A 19,222-nucleotide genomic window follows, 5' to 3' on the forward strand; every position below is an offset into this window, starting at 1 on the left:
CCTAGCCGTCCTTGCGGTTGGCGGTGAGCTGTTCCTTCAGCGCCGCGAGCTTGGCGAACGGCGAGTTCGGATCGATCGGCCGGTCGCGCTCGCGGGGCGGTGCACTCTGGCCATGACGCTGGCCATGCGGCGGACGTCCTTCGTTGCGGCCGCCGGCATTGCTGCCCCGGAACTTGCCCTTGAAGCCATCAGGGAGGCGTCCGCGCTGCTTGTTGCGGTTGTGCCCCTGCGACTCGCGCGCTGCTGCGCCGTCGCCCGCTTCCGCGGCAGCCTGGTCCTGACGTGGCCTGCGATCGTCGCGACGATCACGCCGGCCGCGGCCCTCGCCGGCTGCGGCATCCGCCCCGGCATGGGACTGGCCCCGACGAGGATGGCGATCATGGCGCGGCCGCCGGTCTTCCGAGCGTCCGCCCGGACGCCAGACCTCGACCAGTTCCGGTTCGGCTGGAGCCGCCGCTTCGGTCGCGGCCTCAGCGGAAACGTGAGCCTCCGTCGCCTCAGCCGCGACCACCTCGCTGGACGCTTCCGCGACCGCAGCGCCGGCTTCGTCGCCGGCCACCGGAGCGTCGACCGCCGCCTCTGCAGCTGGAGCCTCTTCCACAGCAACGGGCACGGCTTCCGGATCGGCAGCGAGTGTCGCTTCGGCGACAGGCGCCGCCAGCTCGGCCGGCGCATCCACAACGGCGTCCGGAACCTCGGCGGCATCAGTCGCCAGCGCGACATCGACCGCGTCGACGGCAACCTGATCCGAAGACACTTGATCGGGAGGCAGCTGATCGGGAGACACCTGGTCCGAGGTTGCCTGATCGGACGCAGCCTCAGCGGCGGGCGTCTCGCTGGCGGCGGCCACCACCGGCTCCGCGGCAGGCGCGGGCGGCAACGGCGGACGCTTCTCCATCCGATAGCCCAGCGCGCGCAGCACCGAGGCAAAGTCCTCGCCGGCCGACCCCGTCAGCGACGTCATCGCCTGAGTCACCGTGAAGCCGCGGCCGTCGAACGCACCCGGCGGCTTGGGGCCCGGCGAATTGTCGCGCCAGGCCAGCGCCGGGCGGATGAGATCGGCGAGGCGCTCCAGAATATCGACACGAACCGCACGCTCGCCGCACTGGCGATAGCCGAGCACGCGGTAGGCATCGCGGTTCAGCGCCTTGTCGACCGGGAACGAGGTCCGGCCGCTGGAGGCCAGGTGCTGGGCACTCGACAGCGCCGAGACATCGACATTGTCCTGCTTGTGCGCCCACAGCAGCGACGCGATGCCGCGGGCCGCCGGCTTCAGCAGCGAAGGGACATAAATATGGTAGGCGCCGAACCGCACGCCGTACTTGCGCAGCGTGGCGCGCGACGGCTGATCGAGATCCTTGATCTCGGCAGCGACCTTCTGCCGCTCCAGGACGCCGAGCGCCTCGACGAGCTGGAAGGCGATGCCACGGGCGATGCCGGTGACGTCCTCGGCCTTGGTCAGCTCGAACAGCGGCCCGAGCAGCTTCTCGATGTGGGTCTTGAGCCACAGGTCGAGCCGGGCCTGCACCGCATCGCGCGGCGCGCCGGTGAGGCGCTCGTCGGCGATGATGCGCACCCGTGGATGCAGCACGTCGTCGGCCGCAACCAGCTTGGCCACCGCGTCGCCGGTCCAGCGCAAGGTGCCGTCGGAGGCCAGCACGAACTGGTCGTCCGGCGCCTTCGACAGCTTGTCGGCGCGTGCATCGATTTCCCCGGCCAGCGCCTTGAGCGCCGCAGCCTGCAGCGCCTTGGCCTCCGACCCCGCTTCCGCGGCATCCGGCGCAAACATGAACCCGTCGAGCCGGCCGATCACATGGCCCTCGACAACGACTTCGCCGGTCTTTCCAATTTCCGTATTCAGCATCGTGTTTTCTCGCAAGCGGCGCATCAATACACTGGTCCGGCGATCAACGAAACGCTCAGTTAGCCGTTCATGCAGCGCATCTGACAATTTATCTTCCACGGACCGGGAAATACCCTGCCAATGCTCAGGGTCGACCAGCCAGTCAGGGCGGTTGGCCACGAAGGTCCAGGTCCGAATCTGGGCGATCCGCCCGGATAACGTATCGATGTCCCCGTCGGTCCGGTCGGTCTGGGCGATCTGCGCCGCGAACCAGTTGTCCGGAATGCGACCTTTTTGCATCAAGAACCCGAACAGGGTTGTGACAAGCTCGGCATGCGCTGCGGGCGCGACCTTGCGGTAGTCCGGGACCTGACAGGCCTCCCAGAGCCGCTCGATCGCCTCGGCGCCGTGCGCCATGTCCCGGACCTCGGCGTCACGGGAGACGTGGTCGAGCACCCGCAGGTCCTCGGCCACCGGGGCACGGGTCAGGGCCTCATGGTTCGGAGACTGCGCCAGCGACACCTGCAGCGCGCCGAGTGAGGAGAAATCGAGCCTGGAATTGCGCCACTGCAGCAGCTTGACGCTGTCGAAGGCATGGTTCTGCAGCGCATCCACCAGCTCGGGCTCGAATGGCGCGCAGCGCCCGGTGGTGCCGAAAGTGCCGTCACGGGTGGCGCGGCCGGCCCGGCCGGCGATCTGGGCGAACTCCGACGGCGTCAGGCGGCGGAACTGGTAGCCGTCATATTTGCGGTCGGACGCGAACGCGACGTGATCGACGTCGAGATTGAGCCCCATGCCGATGGCGTCGGTCGCCACCAGATAGTCGACATCACCCGATTGGAACAAATCGACCTGGGCGTTGCGCGTGCGCGGCGACAGCGATCCCAGCACCACTGCGGCGCCGCCATGCTGGCGGCGGATCAGCTCGGCGATGGCATAGACCTCGTCGGCAGAGAACGCCACGATGGCGGTGCGCCGCGGCTGCCGCGTGATCTTGCGATCGCCGGCGAACAGCAGACTCGACAGCCGCGGCCGTGTCACCATGCTGGCACCCGGCAGCAGCTTCTCGATCATCGGGCGCATCGTCGCCGCGCCCAGCAGCAGCGTCTCGTCGCGGCCGCGCCGGTTGAGAATGCGGTCGGTAAAGACGTGGCCGCGCTCGAGATCCGCGGCGATCTGGATTTCGTCGACCGCGAGGAACGAGACGTCGAGATCGCGCGGCATCGCCTCGACGGTCGAAACCCAATACCGCGGCCGCGGCGGCTTGATCTTTTCCTCACCGGTAATCAGCGCGACCTCTGCCGGGCCGACCCGCGCGACGATCTTGTTGTAGACCTCGCGCGCCAGCAGGCGCAGCGGCAAACCGATGATGCCCGAGGAATGCGCCAGCATGCGCTCGATGGCGAGATGGGTCTTGCCGGTGTTGGTGGGGCCGAGCACGGCGGTGACGCCGGCGCCGGGCGCGCGGCCGCTCGCCTGCGACAAGGGAGACAAGGACATGAGCTTCAGCAATCCCCGGCTAGATCTGTTTCACATTGCGACGCGAAATGCGTGCGGACTTAAGCTCTGGAACGAGTCCGGAACGAACCACGTCCGAATCGCTGACTCGCGCGATGTGCGGACAAGGCGCCCCAAGATGTCGTTGCTCGTCGCAGATTTCCGGCACTACATCGAGATTCCGCCGTGCAAAATCACGTGATACGCGCACCCAAACGTTAACAACGGGGTGCAGCGCCTTCCCGACAGGAGTCAACAGGATTCCTTGCACGATGCGGGCTCCCTTCGGCGATTTTTCCAACGAGCGCTGAGAGCCTTGAGCTACTGCGTTTTCGCTGTCGTCCGCACGGTGGCGGTGGACACGAACTGGGTGGCCTCCAGGGCCGCCATCCCGACCGGCGTCGGCACCAGCACCTTGTAGGGAACGAGCACGCGGGTGCCGGCGATCGGCGCCAGCCACACTTCCATGTTGCGCTGGGCGATCAGGTACTTGATCGCCGGACGGTCGGGCACATAGCCCGCGATCGGCCGGAACGCGATGGCGCAGACCACGACCGGCCCCTGATATCCCTTGGCCGATACCGTCTCGAGGCGCTTGTAGTCGAGACGCAGGTCATAACGCATGCGCCCGTCGAAAATCGCCGCATTCGACTTGCAGGCCTCCGGGCCGACCGGATCGGCCGTCCCCGGCACACGCACCAGGGATCCGGTCATCGGATCGACGACACCATGGCGTTGCGCCTCCGTCACCGGAATGCGCTCCGGCGTCGGCTCGGGCTCCGGCTCGATCGAGCTTTCCTTGACGCTCCCGCCGGTGAGCTGAATGCGGATCGTCTCCGACTTCTTGTCGGTGGTGAGCGTCGCGGTGTAGTTCACCGGTGCAAACTGCCCGTTGACCATCCGCCCCTGTGCGGCGCTGGTGCCGGAGCCGCCGGCAACCGCTTTCAAAAGGCCCGTCGAGCCGCCACTTGCCGAGGCCGAGAATTGATCATCGGAGATATCGATGACCCAGGAGCCCTTGCCGACCTGGATGCCTGCGAGGCTCGCCTCATAGCGGGCTTCGAGCCGCCCCTGGGCGGACGCCGCGACCGGCGCCATCACCACAGCCGCGAGGCATCCGGCGCCCAGCCCGAGCCGAGCCCACGACCAATGGCCACCTATCTGGAAAAACCGATCAACCACCACCAACGGCGAGTCCTGTTCCACACCCTTGAGGCATATAAGCGAACTTTGCGGCAAACACAGCGGCCGCCGCTAAGGCATTTTCCAACAAGGTGAAATTCGGGGCGTCGGCGGGCCCTGCAGTCATCGAGGGAATAGTGCGGCGGCGATTGCGTCGTTAGTATGTTGGGGCCCTCGGCGCCAAAACCCGGCCCTAATCGGCTTAAACGGGCTAAATTACCGGTTCCATTGGTTTCTTCGCGAGGAGCCGGTCGCTTTGGCTTGACGATGGCCGCTGTGCCCCCTATACGTCCGCGGTTCCTGAAATGGACGCGATTTTAAACCCCCGTGCGCCTTAGGGCAGCTTTCGGGGACGACAGAGGATTTCGCCAATGTCCCGGCGCTGCGAACTGACCGCTAAAGGCCCCCAGGTGGGTCACAAGGTGAGCCACTCCAACATCAAGACCAAGCGCCGGTTCCTGCCGAACCTGTGCAACGTCACCATGATTTCCGACGTCCTCGGCCGCTCGGTGCGGTTGCGCGTGTCGACCAACGCGCTGAAAAGCGTCGATCACCGCGGCGGGCTCGATGCCTATCTGCTGAAGGCGAAGGCCACCGACCTCTCGCCGCGTGCGCTCGAACTGAAGCGCCAGATCGAAAAGAAGACCCTGGCCGCAGCGAGCTGATCGCCGGACTGGATCGTGATGAACGAAAAGCCGGGCCTTTGGTCCGGCTTTTTTGTTGTGCGGCTGCGCGCCTCGCCGCCACCCTGATTACGGATCGACCAGCTTGAACTGCAGCAGCAGCGTGCGCTGGAGCAGCGAGAAATTGTCATCGGAGACCATGGTCAGGATGGTGTCGCCGTCCGCACTCTGATGCACGTCGATCCCCTCCATGTTGTCGACCTCGTTGCCGAGATCGGCCTCGAAGATGGTCGGGCCGTCCACCACCTGTCCGGGGGCCACCGCACTCAGCGGAATCCGGCGGATACGGATGCCGACCCCCGAGATGAAGGAGAACTTGCGCTCGAGCAGCAGCAACGTTCCCGACGGCAGCAGCGCCACGTCGCTGACGTCATAGTCCTCGGTGCGGCGGACGCTGAACTGTCCGGGCGACGGCCCTCCGATCAGGAATGCGAGAATATTGCCGGCCGAATCCAGTCCGCGCTCGGAGATCGCCAGCAGCGTGCCACCGAGCGGCATGGTGTGCGGCACGGCGAGGAGCGCTTCCACGCCCTTGTTGTGCGGCAGCCTGCGCAGCAGCGGCGGCGCGCTGATCGGCTCGCCGCGTGCCCGCACCCCGTCCCGACCGAACGTCTCGAACTTCAGGATGTGGTTGACGCGCTCGATCCCGATGTAGGCCGCCGCGCCATCGAACGCGAGCGACTCGGTATCGTACCAGCCGCGACGGGCGATCGGCACACCGTCCGGTCCGAGGATCGGCGCCGCCACCACATTGGCGAGCCCTGCGAGCTGCTTGCCACGATAGACGAAACGGCCGGTGAACCAGTCACCCTTGTCGCTGATGGCGGTGAAGCTTTCGCCGCGCGGATCGAGCCGCAATGCCGACAGTCCGCCGAAGCCGCGGAAGGATGATGTCAGCACCAGGCCACTGACGAACTCGAGCGATCCGAACCGCACCCGTGACGGCTCGCGATGAGAAAAATAGCTGATCGGACGGCTGTTGACCTCGATCGCGACCGGGCCCGACGACACGGCCGTCTGGGCGCCTCCTGGCGACGGCGTCAGCGACGCCGCGACCAGCGCGAGCGCCGCCGCAGCAACCCATGGCAGCAGTCTCCCACGGCCGGATCGCACGGACATCGGGCTCAGGAGTGCAGACGCCGTCGGCTGCGCGGCGCCGCCGGCACCTCTGTTTCGCTGAACAGCTCGGCAAGCTTCTCGGTGATCGCGCCGCCCAGCTCTTCGGCATCGACGATGGTCACCGCGCGGCGGTAGTAGCGCGTGACATCGTGGCCGATACCGATGGCGATCAACTCGACGGGCGAGCGGGTCTCGATCTCCTCGATGATATGGCGCAGGTGGCGCTCCAGATAATTGCCGGGATTGACCGACAGGGTGGAGTCGTCGACCGGCGCGCCGTCGGAGATCATCATCAGGATCTTGCGCTGCTCGGGGCGCCCGAGCAGGCGCTTGTGCGCCCAGTCCAGCGCCTCGCCGTCGATGTTCTCCTTGAGGAGCCCCTCGCGCATCATCAGGCCGAGATTCTTGCGCGCGCGGCGCCAGGGTGCATCCGCGGACTTGTAGACGATGTGCCTGAGGTCGTTGAGACGGCCCGGATTGGCCGGCTTGCCGGCAGCGAGCCAGGCTTCACGCGACTGGCCGCCCTTCCAGGCCCGCGTCGTGAAGCCGAGAATCTCGACCTTGACGCCGCAGCGCTCGAGCGTCCGCGCCAAAATGTCGGCGCAGGTCGCCGCCACCGTGATCGGACGGCCGCGCATCGAACCGGAATTGTCGAGCAGCAGCGTCACGACCGTGTCGCGGAACGTCGCCTGCTTCTCGTGCATGAACGACAGCGGGTGGAATGGATCGGTGACCACGCGCGATAGCCGCGCGGGATCAAGGATGCCTTCCTCGAGGTCGAATTCCCAGGCACGGTTCTGCTGCGCCATCAGCTTGCGCTGCAGGCGGTTGGCGAGCCGTGCCACGATACCCTGCAGATGCGCCAGCTGCTTGTCGAGATAGCTGCGCAGCCGCTCGAGCTCGTCATGCTCGCACAGGTCCTCGGCGGCCACCACCTCGTCGAACTTCGGCGCGAAGGCATGGTACTCCGGCCCGCGCGGCTCGTTGCCGCCGCGGTGCGGCGGCCGCGACGTCTCGCCGGGCGTGTCGTCGTCGCCCATGTCGCCGTCGTCGAACATGTCGCTCGCCGACGCCTGGGCGCTCTCCATCGCGCTTTCGGACAGCTCCTCGCTGGTCGCCTGCGCCTGCTCCGCGCTCATCTCCTGGGCGGCGTCGGTGTCCGGCGAGCCGTCGGCGCCGGACTGATCCTTCTCGCCCTCGCGCTCATCGTCCTGCTGGTCGTCGTCGTCCTGGTCGGCGTTCCGGTCCTCACCGAGTTCGAGCGCCTCGAGCAGGTCGTGCACCGCGTCGCCGAAGCGCTCCTGGTTCTCGGTCAGCTTGTCGAGACGGTCGAGGCGGGCGCCGATCTTGTCTTCGAGAATCGGCCGCCACAGGTCGACCACCTTGCGCGCCGCCGCCGGCGGCGCCTGGCCGGTCAGCCGCTCGCGCACCAGCATCGCCAGCGCGTCGGCAAGCGGCGCGTCGGCACGGTCGGTGATCTCGTCGAACTTGCCGCGATGGAAGTGGTCGTCGAGCATCGCCGTGAGGTTCTTGGCGACGCCGGCCATGCGGCGCGCGCCGATCGCCTCGACCCGCGCCTGCTCGACCGCCTCGAACACCGAGCGGGCCTGCGGGTTCGCCGGCAGCAGCTTGCGATGGACCTTGGGATCGTGGCAGGCGATCCGCAGCGCGACGGAATCGGCGTGACCGCGGACAACGGCGGCATCGCGCCGGCTCATCTTGCGTGCCGGCTCCGGCAGCCGCGCCTTGCCGGGCGACAGGCCCGGCCGCTCGGCCGCAAAGGTGACATCGAGCTCCGGCTGCCTGGCAATGGCGCGCAGGCAGGAGCTGACCGCGCGCTTGAACGGCTCGGTCGGCGCTTCCTTGGAGCTGTTCCGGAACTTGATGTTGGAGGTCATCGCCCCGCTCAGCTCAGTGCGACATTCACCGCGGATTCAGGCAGCTCGGCATTGAAGCAGCGCTGGTAGAACTCGGCCACCAGCGGACGCTCCAGCTCGTCGCACTTGTTGAGGAAGGTGACGCGGAAGGCGAAACCGATATCGCCGAAGATGTCGGCGTTCTCCGCCCAGGTAATCACCGTGCGCGGGCTCATGACCGTCGACAGGTCGCCATTGGCGAACGCGTTACGGGTGAGGTCGGCAAGACGGACCATCTTGTTGACGATCTCCCGGCCTTCTGCCGTGCGGTAGTGACGCGCCTTCGCCAGCACGATCTCCACTTCCTCGTCATGCGGCAGGTAATTCAGCGTGGTGACGATCGACCAGCGGTCCATCTGGCCCTGGTTGATCTGCTGGGTGCCGTGATAGAGGCCGGAGGTGTCGCCGAGACCGATGGTGTTGGCGGTCGAGAACAGGCGGAACGCGGGGTGCGGCTTGATCACCTTGTTCTGGTCGAGCAGTGTCAGGCGGCCGGACACCTCGAGCACGCGCTGGATCACGAACATCACGTCGGGACGACCGGCGTCGTATTCGTCGAACACCAGCGCGACGTTGTTCTGCAGCGCCCACGGCAGGATGCCGTCACGGAATTCGGTGACCTGCTTGCCGTCGCGCACCACGATGGCGTCCTTGCCGACGAGGTCGATGCGGCTGATGTGGCTGTCGAGGTTGACGCGCACGCACGGCCAGTTCAACCGCGCCGCCACCTGTTCGATATGGGTCGACTTGCCGGTGCCATGGAAGCCGGTGACCATGACGCGGCGGTTCTTGGCGAAGCCTGCGAGGATGGCGAGCGTCGTCGCCCGGTCGAAACGGTAGTCCGGATCGACGTCCGGCACATGCGGATCGACTTCAGAATAGGCAGGAACTTCGAGGTCGCTGTCGATGCCGAACACCTGGCGGACCGACACCTTCATGTCGGGCAAGTTGGCCGGTTCGGTCGCGGTCGTCGTGGCGGCGGTCATCAATCCTCCGTGATTTCGGGCGCTCCCGAAGCCAGGCGTATTCGAGCTTGCTACGGTTTGGGCTGCGGGACGAAACCTAGCAGACAGACGCGGCGGGCAGAAGCCCACCTATCAATCAAAGTTTCGTTGCGATATCATTTAGATAAGCTGGGTGAGCTGGTTTGGAAAGGCTGCCCTGCGAATTGGAATGACGATTTCCTTCCCGACGATGCGTTTCCCGTTCGATCCACCCCGTCCGGCCCGGGGGATGCCCCACAACCTGCGAGAGCGCGACCTTTGACATCTCCGTTGTACAGCCTGGTCGCCCTGGTCTCCGCGCATCCGGCCTGGGCTTACGTCACCGTGTTTCTCGCGGCCTTGCTCGAGGCCGTGCCGGTGGCCGGGTCGTTCATCCCCGGCTCCACGGTGATTCTCGGGCTCAGCGCCGTCATCGCGACCGGCGGGCTGCAACTTCCTCCGATGCTGGGCTGCGCTTTCGCGGGCGCGGTGATCGGTGACGGCGCCGCTTTCTGGCTCGGCCACCGCTCCAAGCGCCGGATCCTCCAGACCTGGCCACTGGCGAACTATCCGACCGTCATTCTCCGCAGCGAGGAATTCTTTGCCCGTCGCGGCCTCCTTGCGGTGTTCCTGGCGCGGTTCGTCCCGCCGGTCCGGGCCTTCGTGCCGGTGACCGCCGGCGCACTCGGTATGCCGCCGCGGCGCTTCTTTCCCGTCAACATCGCAGCCGTGGCGCTGTGGGCACCGCTGCATGTGGTGCCCGGCCTCCTGGCTGGATCGGCGCTGAAGCAGTGGGGCACGGCACTGCATCATCACGTCGCCGCGCTCGTGCTGCTGGCGACCGCCGCCGGCGTCGTCGCCTGGGGGATCCGACAATACCTGCACCGCGCCGATCGCCTGAACGACCGAATCGGCATCACATGACCATCCATTCGCGAGGGTATTTGAGAATGCGCCTGCTCCCATTCCTGCCGTCGACCGTGCTGCTGCTCGCGGCGTCCCTGACATTCCAGACACGCGCCCATGCCGACGAGCCGATGCGCGGCACCTTCACGGCCAGCAAGACCTGCCCGGCCGTGCAATCCATTCGCAAGCAGACCAATCCCGGCAATGTCGCGCTCGAGGTCGGCCACGGCTATCGCCTGCTCGCCCGCAACAGGTCGGACGCCACCCACTACCGCGTCGTGGTCGAGACGGCTGACCCACAACAGCGCTGGGTCGCCGTCGACTGCGGTGCGGTGAACGACAGCGCTGCCGTGCCGCCGGCTCCGGCCACGCCGCGCCGAACCGAGGCTCCGCCGAGCGACGGCAAGGCATCCTATGTTTTTGCCATCAGTTGGCAGGCCGCGTTCTGCGAGGGCATGCCGGACAAGGTCGAATGCCGCACACAGACCGACAACCGCTATGACGCCACCCACTTCACTCTGCATGGCCTGTGGCCGCAGCCGCGCGGCAATGCCTATTGCGGCGTCGCCGCCCGGGATATCGACGCCGACAAGTCGCATCGCTGGGAGCAACTGCCAGCGCCGGAGCTGCAGCCGGCCACCCGCACCGCGCTCGAAAAGGCGATGCCGGGCGTCGCCTCTTATCTCGACCGCCACGAATGGACCGAGCATGGCACCTGCTTCTTCGAAAAGTCCGCCGATGCCTATTTCCGCCGCGAGATCGCGCTGATCGGCGAGATCAACACCTCGCCGGTCCAGAAGCTGTTCGCCGACAATATCGGCCGGCAGATCCAGACCAGCGATATCCGCGCCGCATTCGATCAGGGTTTTGGTGCCGGTGCCGGCGATCGCGTGCGCGTCGCCTGCAAGCGCGACGGCAACCGCCGCATCATCGTCGAGCTGACCATCGGCCTGCGCGGCGACGTCACCGACGGCGCGCGGCTCGCCGACCTGATCGCGCAGGCATCGCCGACCGATCAGGGATGCACGTCGGGGATCATCGATCCGGTCGGCCTGCAATAACGCCGCAGACGAAACGCGAGGGGTGCCCCCTGGAAACCGCGCTCTACCTGCCAGTCAAAGCCTTTCTCGAATCCCTCGGCTACGCCGCCAAGGGCGAGATCGGCGGCTGCGACGTGCTGGCGGTTCGCGATGGCGAACCGCCGGTTCTGGTGATCTGCGAACTGAAGCAGCGCTTCAATCTCGAGCTCGTGTTGCAGGGCGTCGATCGCGCCGGTGCCTGTGACGAGGTGTGGCTGGCGGCGCGCGTTTCCGCGCGCGGCGCTGGCCGCGAGAGCGACGCGCGCTTCCGCAACCTCTGTCGCCGGCTCGGCTTCGGCCTGCTCGGCGTCTCCGACACCGATATGGTCGAGGTCATCGTCAGCCCTGAGGCGCCGCAGCCACGGCGCGAACCGAAGCGCCGCTCGCGCCTGCTCGCAGAATACCGCAAGCGCCGCGGCGATCCGGCGCTCGGCGGCAGCACCCGTGTGCCGCAGATGACCGCCTATCGTCAGCAAGCCCTGCTCTGCGCCGCGGCCCTGCAGGCGGGACCACAGCGACGGCGCGATCTCGCCGCCGCGGTGCCCGAGGCGCCGAAGATCCTGCAGCACAATGTCTATGGCTGGTTCGACCGCGTCGAGCGCGGCGTCTACACGCTGACGGACCAGGGCCGCGCGGCGCTCGAACGCTGGCCGCAGCAAGGCGCCGGCACATCGCCCCCCGCATGAAGTCCTAGCGAGGCGCCGGGATGCTGCGCCCCTGCGCCGGTCCGATATAGCGGGCGCGCGGCCGGATCAGACGGCCATAGCGCAACTGCTCGCAGGCATGGGCGATCCAGCCAACGGTCCGCGCCATGGCGAACAGCGCGAGCTCGCTGCCGAGCGGCAGCCGCAGGGTGTGGGTCAGCACCGCCAGCGCATAGTCGATATTGGCGAACTCACCGGTCGCCTCCAGCACCTGAGCCGGAATGTCCTGCGTGAAGCGCGTCGACGCGCCGGCCTTGGCGAGCGCGCGCAGCAGGGCCCGCGCCCGCGGATCGCCCTGCTTGTAGACCCCGTGGCCGAAGCCGGCGAAGCGCTCGCCGAGCGCCACCCGCTCCCGCACCACCGGCGCCACCTCGCCGTCGACCAGCGAGCGCACGAACTGCGCCGCCAGCGCGCCCGCACCGCCATGCTTGGGCCCTTTCAGCGCCACCAGGCCGGCGATCGTCGCGTCATACAGGTTGAGGCCGGTGGACGCCGCGCAGCGCACCGTGAAGGTCGAGGCGTTGAGCTCATGATCGGCGAGCAGCACCAGCGCCCGGCGGATCAGATCCGGCGCGGCGGCCTGATCCGGCGCCCAGGCCCGCGCGATCTGCCGGTGCAGCGGCTCCGCCGACGGCGCGGCGCCGAGCATGGTCGCCACCACGAGGCGCAGAATGCGGCCGCCGGCCATGGCGCGGCCGTCCGGGGCGCGGGTGAACGCCTGGGGATCGGCGCTGGCGGCGAGCGCCAGCACCGCGATGGCGCGATCGATCGGCGCGGCATCGCCGGCTGCAGCCGCGATCACGCGCATCGCCTCGGAGACATGCGGCATGTTGCCGGGCACGAAGGGATCGACACTCGCCGCGTCCCACAGCAGCGTGGCCGCATGTTCGAGGGTATCGGCCTCCGCGAGGCTGATGCAGTTGACCCCGCGATAGATCGGGCCGTCCTCGGTGATGGTCGCCACCGCCGAATCCAGCACCGGCAGGTCGGCATCGAAACTCTTCAACCCGCGCGGCTCCGGCGACGGGATCCGCCGCTCCTTGAGCGCCCGCACGTCTTCCGCCCGATAGCGGCGGCTGCGGGAGTCCGCCGTCGGCTCCGAACGGATCAGCCCGCGGCTGACATAGGCGTAGAGCGTCGCCGGGGAGATCGCGAGCTCGGCGGCGGCTTCCCGGGCCGACAAATAGAGTGAGTCAGCTTTTTTCATATTGATTGATATAATCAAGATTGATCAATCTGTCGAGCAAGCCGACCTTGAAGCGCGTGAACTGGCTCAGGAGGCCCTCATGAATATGCAGATCAGCAAAACCCCGATCGGCCTGGACGGCATTCCCGCCGCCGAGACCGTGCTCAGCCATGTCGATGGCGAGCGCGGCGAGCTGATCATCGCCGGCGAGCGGGTCGGCGACCTCGCCCGCAAGTCCAGCTTCGAAGGCGTGACCGCGCGGCTGTGGTCGAGCGGCACCGGTCAGCCGATCGGCGAGGCTGCGGTGCGCGCCGCGCTCGGCGCCGCCCGCGAGCGCGCCTTCGTCCGCCTGCCGGAGCTGCTGGCCGCGAGCCGGGGGCTGTCGATCGTCGACGGCTTCCGTGCAGCGATTGCCGCGCTGCGCGCCGAGAACGGCCTCAGCCACGAGGCCACCATCGTCGGCGCCTTGCCGGTGATTGCCGGCGCGCTGATCCAGCGCGCGCGGGGCGCCGAGCCCGTGGCACCCGACGCAACCCTCGGCCACGCCGCCGACACGCTGGCGATGATCCATCGCCGCAAGCCCGACAGCCGCGAGGCCGCCGCGCTCGATGCCTATCTCGTCACCGTGTGCGATCACGGCATGAACGCCTCCACCTTCGCCACCCGCGTCGTCGCCTCGACACATGCCGACCTGTTCGCATCCGTTACCGCCGGCTACTGCGCCTTGACGGGCCCGCTGCATGGCGGCGCGCCGGAGCCGGTATTGGAGATGCTGGACGCCATCGGCGACCGCGCGCGCATCAAGCCGTGGATCGACGACGCGCTGGCGCGCGGCGAGCGCCTGATGGGCTTCGGCCACCGCATCTACCGCGTGCGCGATCCGCGCGCGGACGTGCTGAAGGGTGCGATCGAACGGCTGGCGACCAACGGCACCGACCTGCCGTTCGCCGGCGAGGTCGAAGCCTATGCGCGCGAGGCGCTGCGGCGCGAGAAGCCGAACCGGCCGCTCGACACCAATGTCGAGTTCTTCACCGCGATCCTGCTGGATGCGCTGGCAATTCCACGCCAGGCATTCACGCCGATCTTCGCCGCGGCACGCGCCGCCGGCTGGACCGCCCATGCGCGCGAACAGCAGCGCGGCGGCCGGCTGATCCGCCCGAGCTCGGCCTATATCGGACCGCTGCCGGCGTGATCACAGCCACCTTGCCTTGCCCGCCAACAAAAGAGGCCGCGCACAGCGCGGCCTCTTTGATCTCGATGCCCAATATGTCGCAGCGCTCAGCGCTGCAGTGTCTTGAGATAGTTATACGCCTTGATGATCTCGATCAGGCGATCCTCGGTGGAACGGTCGCCACCGTTCGCATCCGGATGATGCTGCTTCACCAGCATCTTGTACTTGGTCTTGATCTCTTCCGTGGTGGCCGAGGCGGACAGCCCCATCACCTGCAGCGCCTTGCGTTCGGCATTGAAAACCTTGCGGGTCTCCTGCTTGGCCGCGCCGCCGGGACCCGGCCGCCAGGAGCCGCGACCGTTCAACTCGCTGAACATGCTGAAGGGGTCGGCCGCGCCGTCGAACTCCTCCGGGCTCGCCTTGCCCTTCACCCCGCCATTGGCGCCCATCTTCCAGGTCGGCCGATGGCCGGTCAGCGCATCCTTCTGATAGCGCGCGACCGCGTCGTCGCTCATCCCCGAGAAGTAATTGTAGGACGCGTTGTACTCGCGCACGTGGTCGATGCAGAACGTCCAGTACTCGCGCTCATGCCCGCGCCCCTTCGGCGCGCGATGCGGGCCCGCCTTGTCGCAGCCCGGCCATCCGCACATCGCCACCTGCTCGCGAACCCGCGGCTGTTTCTGCTGCGTGCGCGGCTTGATACGAATGCTATCGAAGAATTTTGAATCCGAATCCATGGTCGACTATGGCCCCGCGGCGTCAAAAGCTTCAAGTCTTGACACGCATGTTAATGTGCTTAGCTAAAGTCCTGCGCTGACTGCAACGGCGACATCGCGTCGCCAAAAGCTGGCAGCGACATGGCTTGTAATGATGTGGTCGGCAACGTTGAAGCCGACAACATGGACAAGGTCATGGCGACGCCACGACGTCATTGCGTCCACGACCCCCGCCCGCCGATCACAACCTGTCACGTCAACCTGCCACGCCCGGACTTAAGTCGATCATGACGATGAAAGATAACATCACGAAGAAGTTGACCGAAGCTTTCGCGCCGGCCCACCTCGACGTCAGCGATGAATCCCATCTGCATGAAGGCCATGCCGGCCATCGGCCCGGCGGCGAGACGCATTTCAGGATTTATATCGTATCGGACGCTTTCGCTGGCAAGGGGCGGATCGATCGCCATCGCATGATCAACACGCTGCTCGCCGGCGAGCTCGCCGGGCAGGTGCATGCGCTCGCGATCAAGGCGCAGACGCCGACCGAAGCAAATTAGCGTCGATTTTTCCGGTTCATGGAACCCGCCGCACAGCCGGGTGGGACGCGAATGTCAGATCCGCTCCACTAAAACGACGAGCCGGCGCGGCGCCGCCGTGGCGCCGTGGGAACCTCCGCCTCACCCAGCAGTGGCACGATCCGCAGTGCCGTGATGCGGTTGCGCTCGCGCCGCAGCACGCGGAAGCGAAAGCCGTGGAAGGTGAAGCTCTGGCCGCGCTCGGGGATCGAACGCGCCTCGTGGATGACGAGACCGGCGATCGTGGTCGCCTCCTCATCCGGCAGATTCCAGTCCATGGCGCGGTTGAGGTCGCGGATCGGCACCGAACCGTCGACCAGCACCGAGCCATCGGGCTGGGCGCGCACACCGGCCACCACCACGTCGTGCTCGTCGGAAATGTCGCCGACGATCTCCTCGAGGATGTCTTCCAGCGTCACCAGCCCCTCGACCTCGCCATACTCGTCGACGACAAGGGCGAAGTGGGTCTTGCGGCGGCGGAACGCCTTGAGCTGCTCGGACAGCGGCCGCATCTCCGGCACGAACCACGGCGACGCGGCGATGGCATTGACGTCCACCTTGGAGAGATCGCCGTCGGCGGCGCGGATCGCGCGCAGCAGGTCCTTGGCATGCAGCACGCCGACAATGTTCTCCGGCTTGTCCCGCCACAGCGGGATGCGGGTGTATTCGGTCGCCAGCACCTCGCGCACGAGGTCTTCCGACGGCAGGTCGGCATTGATCAGCACCATCTCGGTACGATGGACCATCACGTCGGACACCTGCAGCTCGCGCAGGTCGAGCAGGCCGCCGAGCATGTCGCGGTCCTGCTTCTCGACGCCGCCCTCATGATGGATGAGATCGACCGCGCCACGCAGCCGCTCGGTCGGCGACAGCAGCGGCTGGTTGACGCCGACCGGGATGCCGAACAGCCGCATCATGCCCCGCACCACCGCCTCGATCACGGTCAGCACCGGGCCGAGCAGCATCACCAGAAATTTCATCGGCCGCGCCACCAGCAGCGCCACGCGCTCCGGCGCGTTGATGGCGACCGTCTTGGGCAGCACCTCGGCAAAGATCACCACCAGCACGGTCATGGCGCCGGTGGCATAGAGCACGCCGACCTCACCGAACCAGGCGGTGAAGATGCCGGTGGCGAGCGCGGAGGCGCCGATATTGGCAATGTTGTTGCCGAGCAGCAGCGCCCCGATCATGTGCTCGCGCGCATTGAGCAGCGAGCCGACGATGCCCGCCTCGCGGCTGCCCTGCTTCTGCAGCCGCATCATGCTGGCACGGGACGACCCCGTGAGCGCCGTCTCACTCGCCGAGAAGAAGGCAGAGATGACGAGGCAACCGATCACAACCGCGAATGAGAGCCAGTACATGTCTTTCTTTTGGTCAGACGAGCTTGCGCGCGAGGAATTCGCGCACCACCGCGGGCTCGATATCGGAACGGATCACGGCCTGGCCGATCGCCTCCAGCAGGATGAACGTCAGCCGGCCGCGCTTGACCTTCTTGTCCTGGGCCATCAGCGCCATCAGGGCATCGGCGTCGGCAAGGCCCTCCTGGCGGAAGCCGGCGATGTCCTGCAGATGGGTCGGCAGCCCGACCGCAGCAAGATGCCGCTGGATGCGCGCGGCATCCGCCGGCGCGATCAGGCCGAGTTCGGCGGACAGTTCCGCCGCCAGCACCATGCCGACCGAGACGCCCTCGCCATGGAACAGGCGGTCGGAGAAGCCGGTCGCCGCTTCCAGCGCATGGCCGAAGGTATGGCCGAGATTGAGCAGCGCGCGCTCGCCGGTTTCGCGCTCGTCGCGCGCCACGATCGCCGCCTTGGCGCGGCAACTCGTCGCGATGGCATGCTCGCGCGCGGCGCCGCCGGAAAAGATCTCGGCATGGTTGGCCTCGAGCCAGGCGAAGAAGCCGGCATCACCGAGCAGACCGTATTTGGCGACCTCGGCATAGCCGGCGCGGAACTGGCGCTGCGACAACGTGTCGAGCACCGCAGTGTCGGCCACGACCAGCACCGGCTGGTGGAAGGCGCCGATCAGGTTCTTGCCCTGCGGCGAATTGATGCCGGTCTTGCCGCCGACGGAGGAATCAACCTGGGCCAGCAGCGAGGTCGGCACCTGCACGAAATCGACGCCGCGACGCACCAGCGAGGCGGCAAAGCCGGCGAGGTCGCCGACGACGCCACCGCCGAGCGCGATCACAAGATCATTGCGCTCGATCCTCGCGCCGATCAGCCCTTCGCAGACATCCTGCAGCACGCCATAGCTCTTCGACGCCTCACCCTCGCCGACCACGATGCGCGTCGTGGCGACACCGGCCTGGGCAAGCGCCGCTTCGGTGGGCGCAAGCCAGTGCTGCGCGACGGTGCGGTCGGTAACGATCGCGGTGCGCACACCGGGGCGCAGCGCGGCAATGCGCTGTCCGAGCGAAGCCAGCACGTCGCGACCGATGATGATGTCGTAGGCCCGTTCGCCGAGCTCGACCGCGACAGTGATCGGGGCGGAGCGGTTCAGCGGCGCGGTCATCGGATCTCACTCAGTTGCGGAGTCTCTGCTCCGTCGTGGCACAAATGGTGATAGAGGACGTCGACGCACTCACCGGCGATCTTGTCATGCGGCTCGTCGCGCGACAGCACGGTGAGGTCGGCCTGCGCGTAGACCGGATAGCGCGCATCGATCAGCCGGCGGATGGTCGCACCGGGGTCTTCAGTCTGCAGCAGCGGGCGATCGGCCCGGCGCTTGACCCGGCGCAGGATCACGTCGGCATCGGCCCGCAGCCATACCGACACCGCACGGGCACGGATGCGCGCGCGGGTGTCCTCGCGCATGAAGGCGCCCCCGCCGGTGGCGAGCACGCCAGGCGCGCCCTCCAGCAGGCGGGCGATCACCCGCGCCTCGCCGTCGCGGAAATAGGGCTCGCCATGGTCGGCGAAAATCTCCGGAATGGTCATCCCGGCATGGGCGACCTCGATCTCGTGGTCGGCGTCGGTGAACGGCAGCTGCAGGCGAGCGGCGAGGCGGCGGCCGACCGTCGACTTGCCCACTCCCATCATCCCGACCAGCACGATCGAGCGAGCACCGAGCGCCGCCACGATGGCGGCCTCCCGGCCGGACGAAACGCTCTGCTGTGACGCCGCCTCGATCATCAACCAAACCTTGTGCGCCGGCGGACCGGCGACTGCGATCAGGTTCCTATACTACCCGGATCAACCCGGTTGCCAGAGGCATCGCCCGCGGCGGGGCCGATTCATCCCGTCCCTGGGGCGGAACATCGCCACCGAGCCCAGGTTGCGCCGCGTCGGGCTGCAAAACCGCACTGGAATCATGATATTGTCGGGTCACCCTGGTTCCAAGGCCTGTACAAGGCCCGTATAAGCAACCGCAGCGAGACGAACCGGGGACGCACGTTCATGCCCAGCCTGCTACGATTTCTGGCCGTCGTCGGCGTGATCGGCGGGTTGATCTATGGCGGCATCTTCGCCCTGGCGAACTTCGTCAAGCCGGCCCCGCGGGAAATGACCGTTACGGTGCCGCCCGACAAGTTCCTCAAGCGCTGAATCGGTAACCCGCACCGCGATAGGACACTGGCAACTTTCTGGTCCTAATGTCCGGGTTTGAGGGTCGAAACTCACGCCGCCTTCCCCCTCATCCTGAGGAGCCCGCGTAGCGGG

At 67.2% G+C, this 19,222-nt stretch carries 17 protein-coding genes; 7 read left to right on the forward strand and 10 right to left on the reverse strand.

The window, feature by feature from the left end; translation table 11 throughout:
* Window position 1 precedes the first annotated feature (1 nt).
* Together AB4Z37_RS05100 and AB4Z37_RS05105 are read right to left on the reverse strand one after the other, a co-directional pair.
* The gene (locus AB4Z37_RS05100; protein ID WP_441515594.1) at window positions 2-3,343 is read right to left on the reverse strand and encodes a helicase-related protein; all 3,342 of its coding nucleotides are present in this window, start codon (window positions 3,341-3,343) and stop codon (window positions 2-4) included.
* Between the two features lie 318 nt (window positions 3,344-3,661).
* On the reverse strand, window positions 3,662-4,438 hold the full coding sequence (locus AB4Z37_RS05105) for a DUF3108 domain-containing protein (protein WP_441515595.1): 777 nt from the start codon (window positions 4,436-4,438) through the stop codon (window positions 3,662-3,664).
* 455 nt (window positions 4,439-4,893) lie between these two features.
* On the opposite strand from AB4Z37_RS05105, the gene rpmB reads away from it, so the two are divergent.
* On the forward strand, window positions 4,894-5,187 hold the full coding sequence (gene rpmB / locus AB4Z37_RS05110; protein ID WP_441515596.1) for a 50S ribosomal protein L28: 294 nt from the start codon (window positions 4,894-4,896) through the stop codon (window positions 5,185-5,187).
* A gap of 87 nt (window positions 5,188-5,274) precedes the next feature.
* Here the strand turns inward: rpmB and AB4Z37_RS05115 are convergent, their stop codons facing one another.
* The 3 genes from AB4Z37_RS05115 to cobS are packed head-to-tail and all read right to left on the reverse strand — an operon-like array spanning window position 5,275 to window position 9,226.
* Complete coding sequence (locus AB4Z37_RS05115; protein ID WP_441515597.1) at window positions 5,275-6,324, reverse strand: esterase-like activity of phytase family protein; 1,050 nt, start codon at window positions 6,322-6,324, stop codon at window positions 5,275-5,277.
* Between the two features lie 5 nt (window positions 6,325-6,329).
* Window positions 6,330-8,222, reverse strand: a complete 1,893-nt coding sequence (gene cobT, locus AB4Z37_RS05120) for a cobaltochelatase subunit CobT (RefSeq protein ID WP_441515598.1) — start codon at window positions 8,220-8,222, stop codon at window positions 6,330-6,332.
* A gap of 8 nt (window positions 8,223-8,230) precedes the next feature.
* Window positions 8,231-9,226, reverse strand: a complete 996-nt coding sequence (cobS, locus tag AB4Z37_RS05125; RefSeq protein WP_441515599.1) for a cobaltochelatase subunit CobS — start codon at window positions 9,224-9,226, stop codon at window positions 8,231-8,233.
* Between the two features lie 276 nt (window positions 9,227-9,502).
* On the opposite strand from cobS, the gene AB4Z37_RS05130 reads away from it, so the two are divergent.
* The 3 genes from AB4Z37_RS05130 to AB4Z37_RS05140 are packed head-to-tail and all read left to right on the forward strand — an operon-like array spanning window position 9,503 to window position 11,894.
* A complete protein-coding gene (locus AB4Z37_RS05130; protein WP_441515600.1) occupies window positions 9,503-10,147 on the forward strand; it encodes a DedA family protein in 645 nt (214 codons plus the stop codon).
* Between the two features lie 26 nt (window positions 10,148-10,173).
* Window positions 10,174-11,190: a ribonuclease T2 family protein gene (locus AB4Z37_RS05135; protein WP_441515601.1), complete on the forward strand. Its 1,017-nt coding sequence runs from the start codon at window positions 10,174-10,176 to the stop codon at window positions 11,188-11,190.
* A gap of 29 nt (window positions 11,191-11,219) precedes the next feature.
* Window positions 11,220-11,894, forward strand: coding sequence for a DUF2161 domain-containing phosphodiesterase (locus tag AB4Z37_RS05140; RefSeq protein WP_441515778.1), 675 nt, complete (start codon window positions 11,220-11,222; stop codon window positions 11,892-11,894).
* 4 nt (window positions 11,895-11,898) lie between these two features.
* Here the strand turns inward: AB4Z37_RS05140 and AB4Z37_RS05145 are convergent, their stop codons facing one another.
* Window positions 11,899-13,119, reverse strand: coding sequence for a citrate/2-methylcitrate synthase (locus tag AB4Z37_RS05145; RefSeq protein ID WP_441515602.1), 1,221 nt, complete (start codon window positions 13,117-13,119; stop codon window positions 11,899-11,901).
* A gap of 79 nt (window positions 13,120-13,198) precedes the next feature.
* Here AB4Z37_RS05145 and AB4Z37_RS05150 point away from each other — a divergent pair, with 79 nt between their 5' ends.
* Window positions 13,199-14,290, forward strand: a complete 1,092-nt coding sequence (locus tag AB4Z37_RS05150) for a citrate synthase/methylcitrate synthase (protein ID WP_441515603.1) — start codon at window positions 13,199-13,201, stop codon at window positions 14,288-14,290.
* Window positions 14,291-14,376: 86 nt separating this feature from the next.
* On the opposite strand, the gene AB4Z37_RS05155 is transcribed toward AB4Z37_RS05150, so the two are convergent.
* The gene (locus tag AB4Z37_RS05155; protein WP_441515604.1) at window positions 14,377-15,006 is read right to left on the reverse strand and encodes a J domain-containing protein; all 630 of its coding nucleotides are present in this window, start codon (window positions 15,004-15,006) and stop codon (window positions 14,377-14,379) included.
* 266 nt (window positions 15,007-15,272) lie between these two features.
* Between AB4Z37_RS05155 and AB4Z37_RS05160 the strand changes: the two genes are divergently transcribed.
* Window positions 15,273-15,545 (forward strand): BolA family protein, encoded by a 273-nt coding sequence (locus AB4Z37_RS05160; protein ID WP_441515605.1) that lies wholly within the window; start codon window positions 15,273-15,275, stop codon window positions 15,543-15,545.
* Window positions 15,546-15,613: 68 nt separating this feature from the next.
* On the opposite strand, the gene AB4Z37_RS05165 is transcribed toward AB4Z37_RS05160, so the two are convergent.
* Genes AB4Z37_RS05165 through AB4Z37_RS05175 form a run of 3 tightly spaced genes read right to left on the reverse strand, consistent with a single transcriptional unit; the run spans window position 15,614 to window position 18,697 of the window.
* Window positions 15,614-16,924 (reverse strand): HlyC/CorC family transporter, encoded by a 1,311-nt coding sequence (locus tag AB4Z37_RS05165; RefSeq protein ID WP_441515606.1) that lies wholly within the window; start codon window positions 16,922-16,924, stop codon window positions 15,614-15,616.
* Window positions 16,925-16,937: 13 nt separating this feature from the next.
* Window positions 16,938-18,077 carry a 3-dehydroquinate synthase gene (gene aroB / locus AB4Z37_RS05170; protein ID WP_441515607.1) on the reverse strand — a complete coding sequence of 380 codons (1,140 nt, stop codon included), beginning with the start codon at window positions 18,075-18,077 and terminating at the stop codon, window positions 16,938-16,940.
* The gene (locus tag AB4Z37_RS05175; protein ID WP_441515608.1) at window positions 18,074-18,697 is read right to left on the reverse strand and encodes a shikimate kinase; all 624 of its coding nucleotides are present in this window, start codon (window positions 18,695-18,697) and stop codon (window positions 18,074-18,076) included. Before AB4Z37_RS05175 ends, aroB begins: the two co-directional genes overlap by 4 nt.
* A 264-nt stretch (window positions 18,698-18,961) precedes the next feature.
* On the opposite strand from AB4Z37_RS05175, the gene AB4Z37_RS05180 reads away from it, so the two are divergent.
* On the forward strand, window positions 18,962-19,108 hold the full coding sequence (locus AB4Z37_RS05180; RefSeq protein WP_441515609.1) for a histidine kinase: 147 nt from the start codon (window positions 18,962-18,964) through the stop codon (window positions 19,106-19,108).
* Window positions 19,109-19,222 lie beyond the last annotated feature (114 nt).

It is taken from the genome of Bradyrhizobium sp. 2TAF24, from assembly GCF_052115025.1.
In the GTDB taxonomy this organism is placed as follows: domain Bacteria; phylum Pseudomonadota; class Alphaproteobacteria; order Rhizobiales; family Xanthobacteraceae; genus Bradyrhizobium_A.

Bases quoted from the DNA above. Each gene is read 5' to 3' on its own strand.
- AB4Z37_RS05135 (WP_441515601.1), top strand. From the start codon at position 10,174: ATGCGCCTGCTCCCATTCCTGCCGTCGACCGTGCTGCTGCTCGCGGCG.
- AB4Z37_RS05165 (WP_441515606.1), bottom strand. From the start codon at position 16,924: ATGTACTGGCTCTCATTCGCGGTTGTGATCGGTTGCCTCGTCATCTCT.
- AB4Z37_RS05175 (WP_441515608.1), bottom strand. From the start codon at position 18,697: ATGATCGAGGCGGCGTCACAGCAGAGCGTTTCGTCCGGCCGGGAGGCC.
- rpmB (WP_441515596.1), top strand. From the start codon at position 4,894: ATGTCCCGGCGCTGCGAACTGACCGCTAAAGGCCCCCAGGTGGGTCAC.
- AB4Z37_RS05115 (WP_441515597.1), bottom strand. From the start codon at position 6,324: ATGTCCGTGCGATCCGGCCGTGGGAGACTGCTGCCATGGGTTGCTGCG.
- cobT (WP_441515598.1), bottom strand. From the start codon at position 8,222: ATGACCTCCAACATCAAGTTCCGGAACAGCTCCAAGGAAGCGCCGACC.
- AB4Z37_RS05155 (WP_441515604.1), bottom strand. From the start codon at position 15,006: ATGGATTCGGATTCAAAATTCTTCGATAGCATTCGTATCAAGCCGCGC.
- aroB (WP_441515607.1), bottom strand. From the start codon at position 18,077: ATGACCGCGCCGCTGAACCGCTCCGCCCCGATCACTGTCGCGGTCGAG.
- AB4Z37_RS05180 (WP_441515609.1), top strand. From the start codon at position 18,962: ATGCCCAGCCTGCTACGATTTCTGGCCGTCGTCGGCGTGATCGGCGGG.
- AB4Z37_RS05100 (WP_441515594.1), bottom strand. From the start codon at position 3,343: ATGTCCTTGTCTCCCTTGTCGCAGGCGAGCGGCCGCGCGCCCGGCGCC.
- AB4Z37_RS05150 (WP_441515603.1), top strand. From the start codon at position 13,199: ATGAATATGCAGATCAGCAAAACCCCGATCGGCCTGGACGGCATTCCC.
- AB4Z37_RS05105 (WP_441515595.1), bottom strand. From the start codon at position 4,438: ATGGCGCCGGTCGCGGCGTCCGCCCAGGGGCGGCTCGAAGCCCGCTAT.
- AB4Z37_RS05145 (WP_441515602.1), bottom strand. From the start codon at position 13,119: ATGAAAAAAGCTGACTCACTCTATTTGTCGGCCCGGGAAGCCGCCGCC.
- AB4Z37_RS05160 (WP_441515605.1), top strand. From the start codon at position 15,273: ATGACGATGAAAGATAACATCACGAAGAAGTTGACCGAAGCTTTCGCG.
- cobS (WP_441515599.1), bottom strand. From the start codon at position 9,226: ATGACCGCCGCCACGACGACCGCGACCGAACCGGCCAACTTGCCCGAC.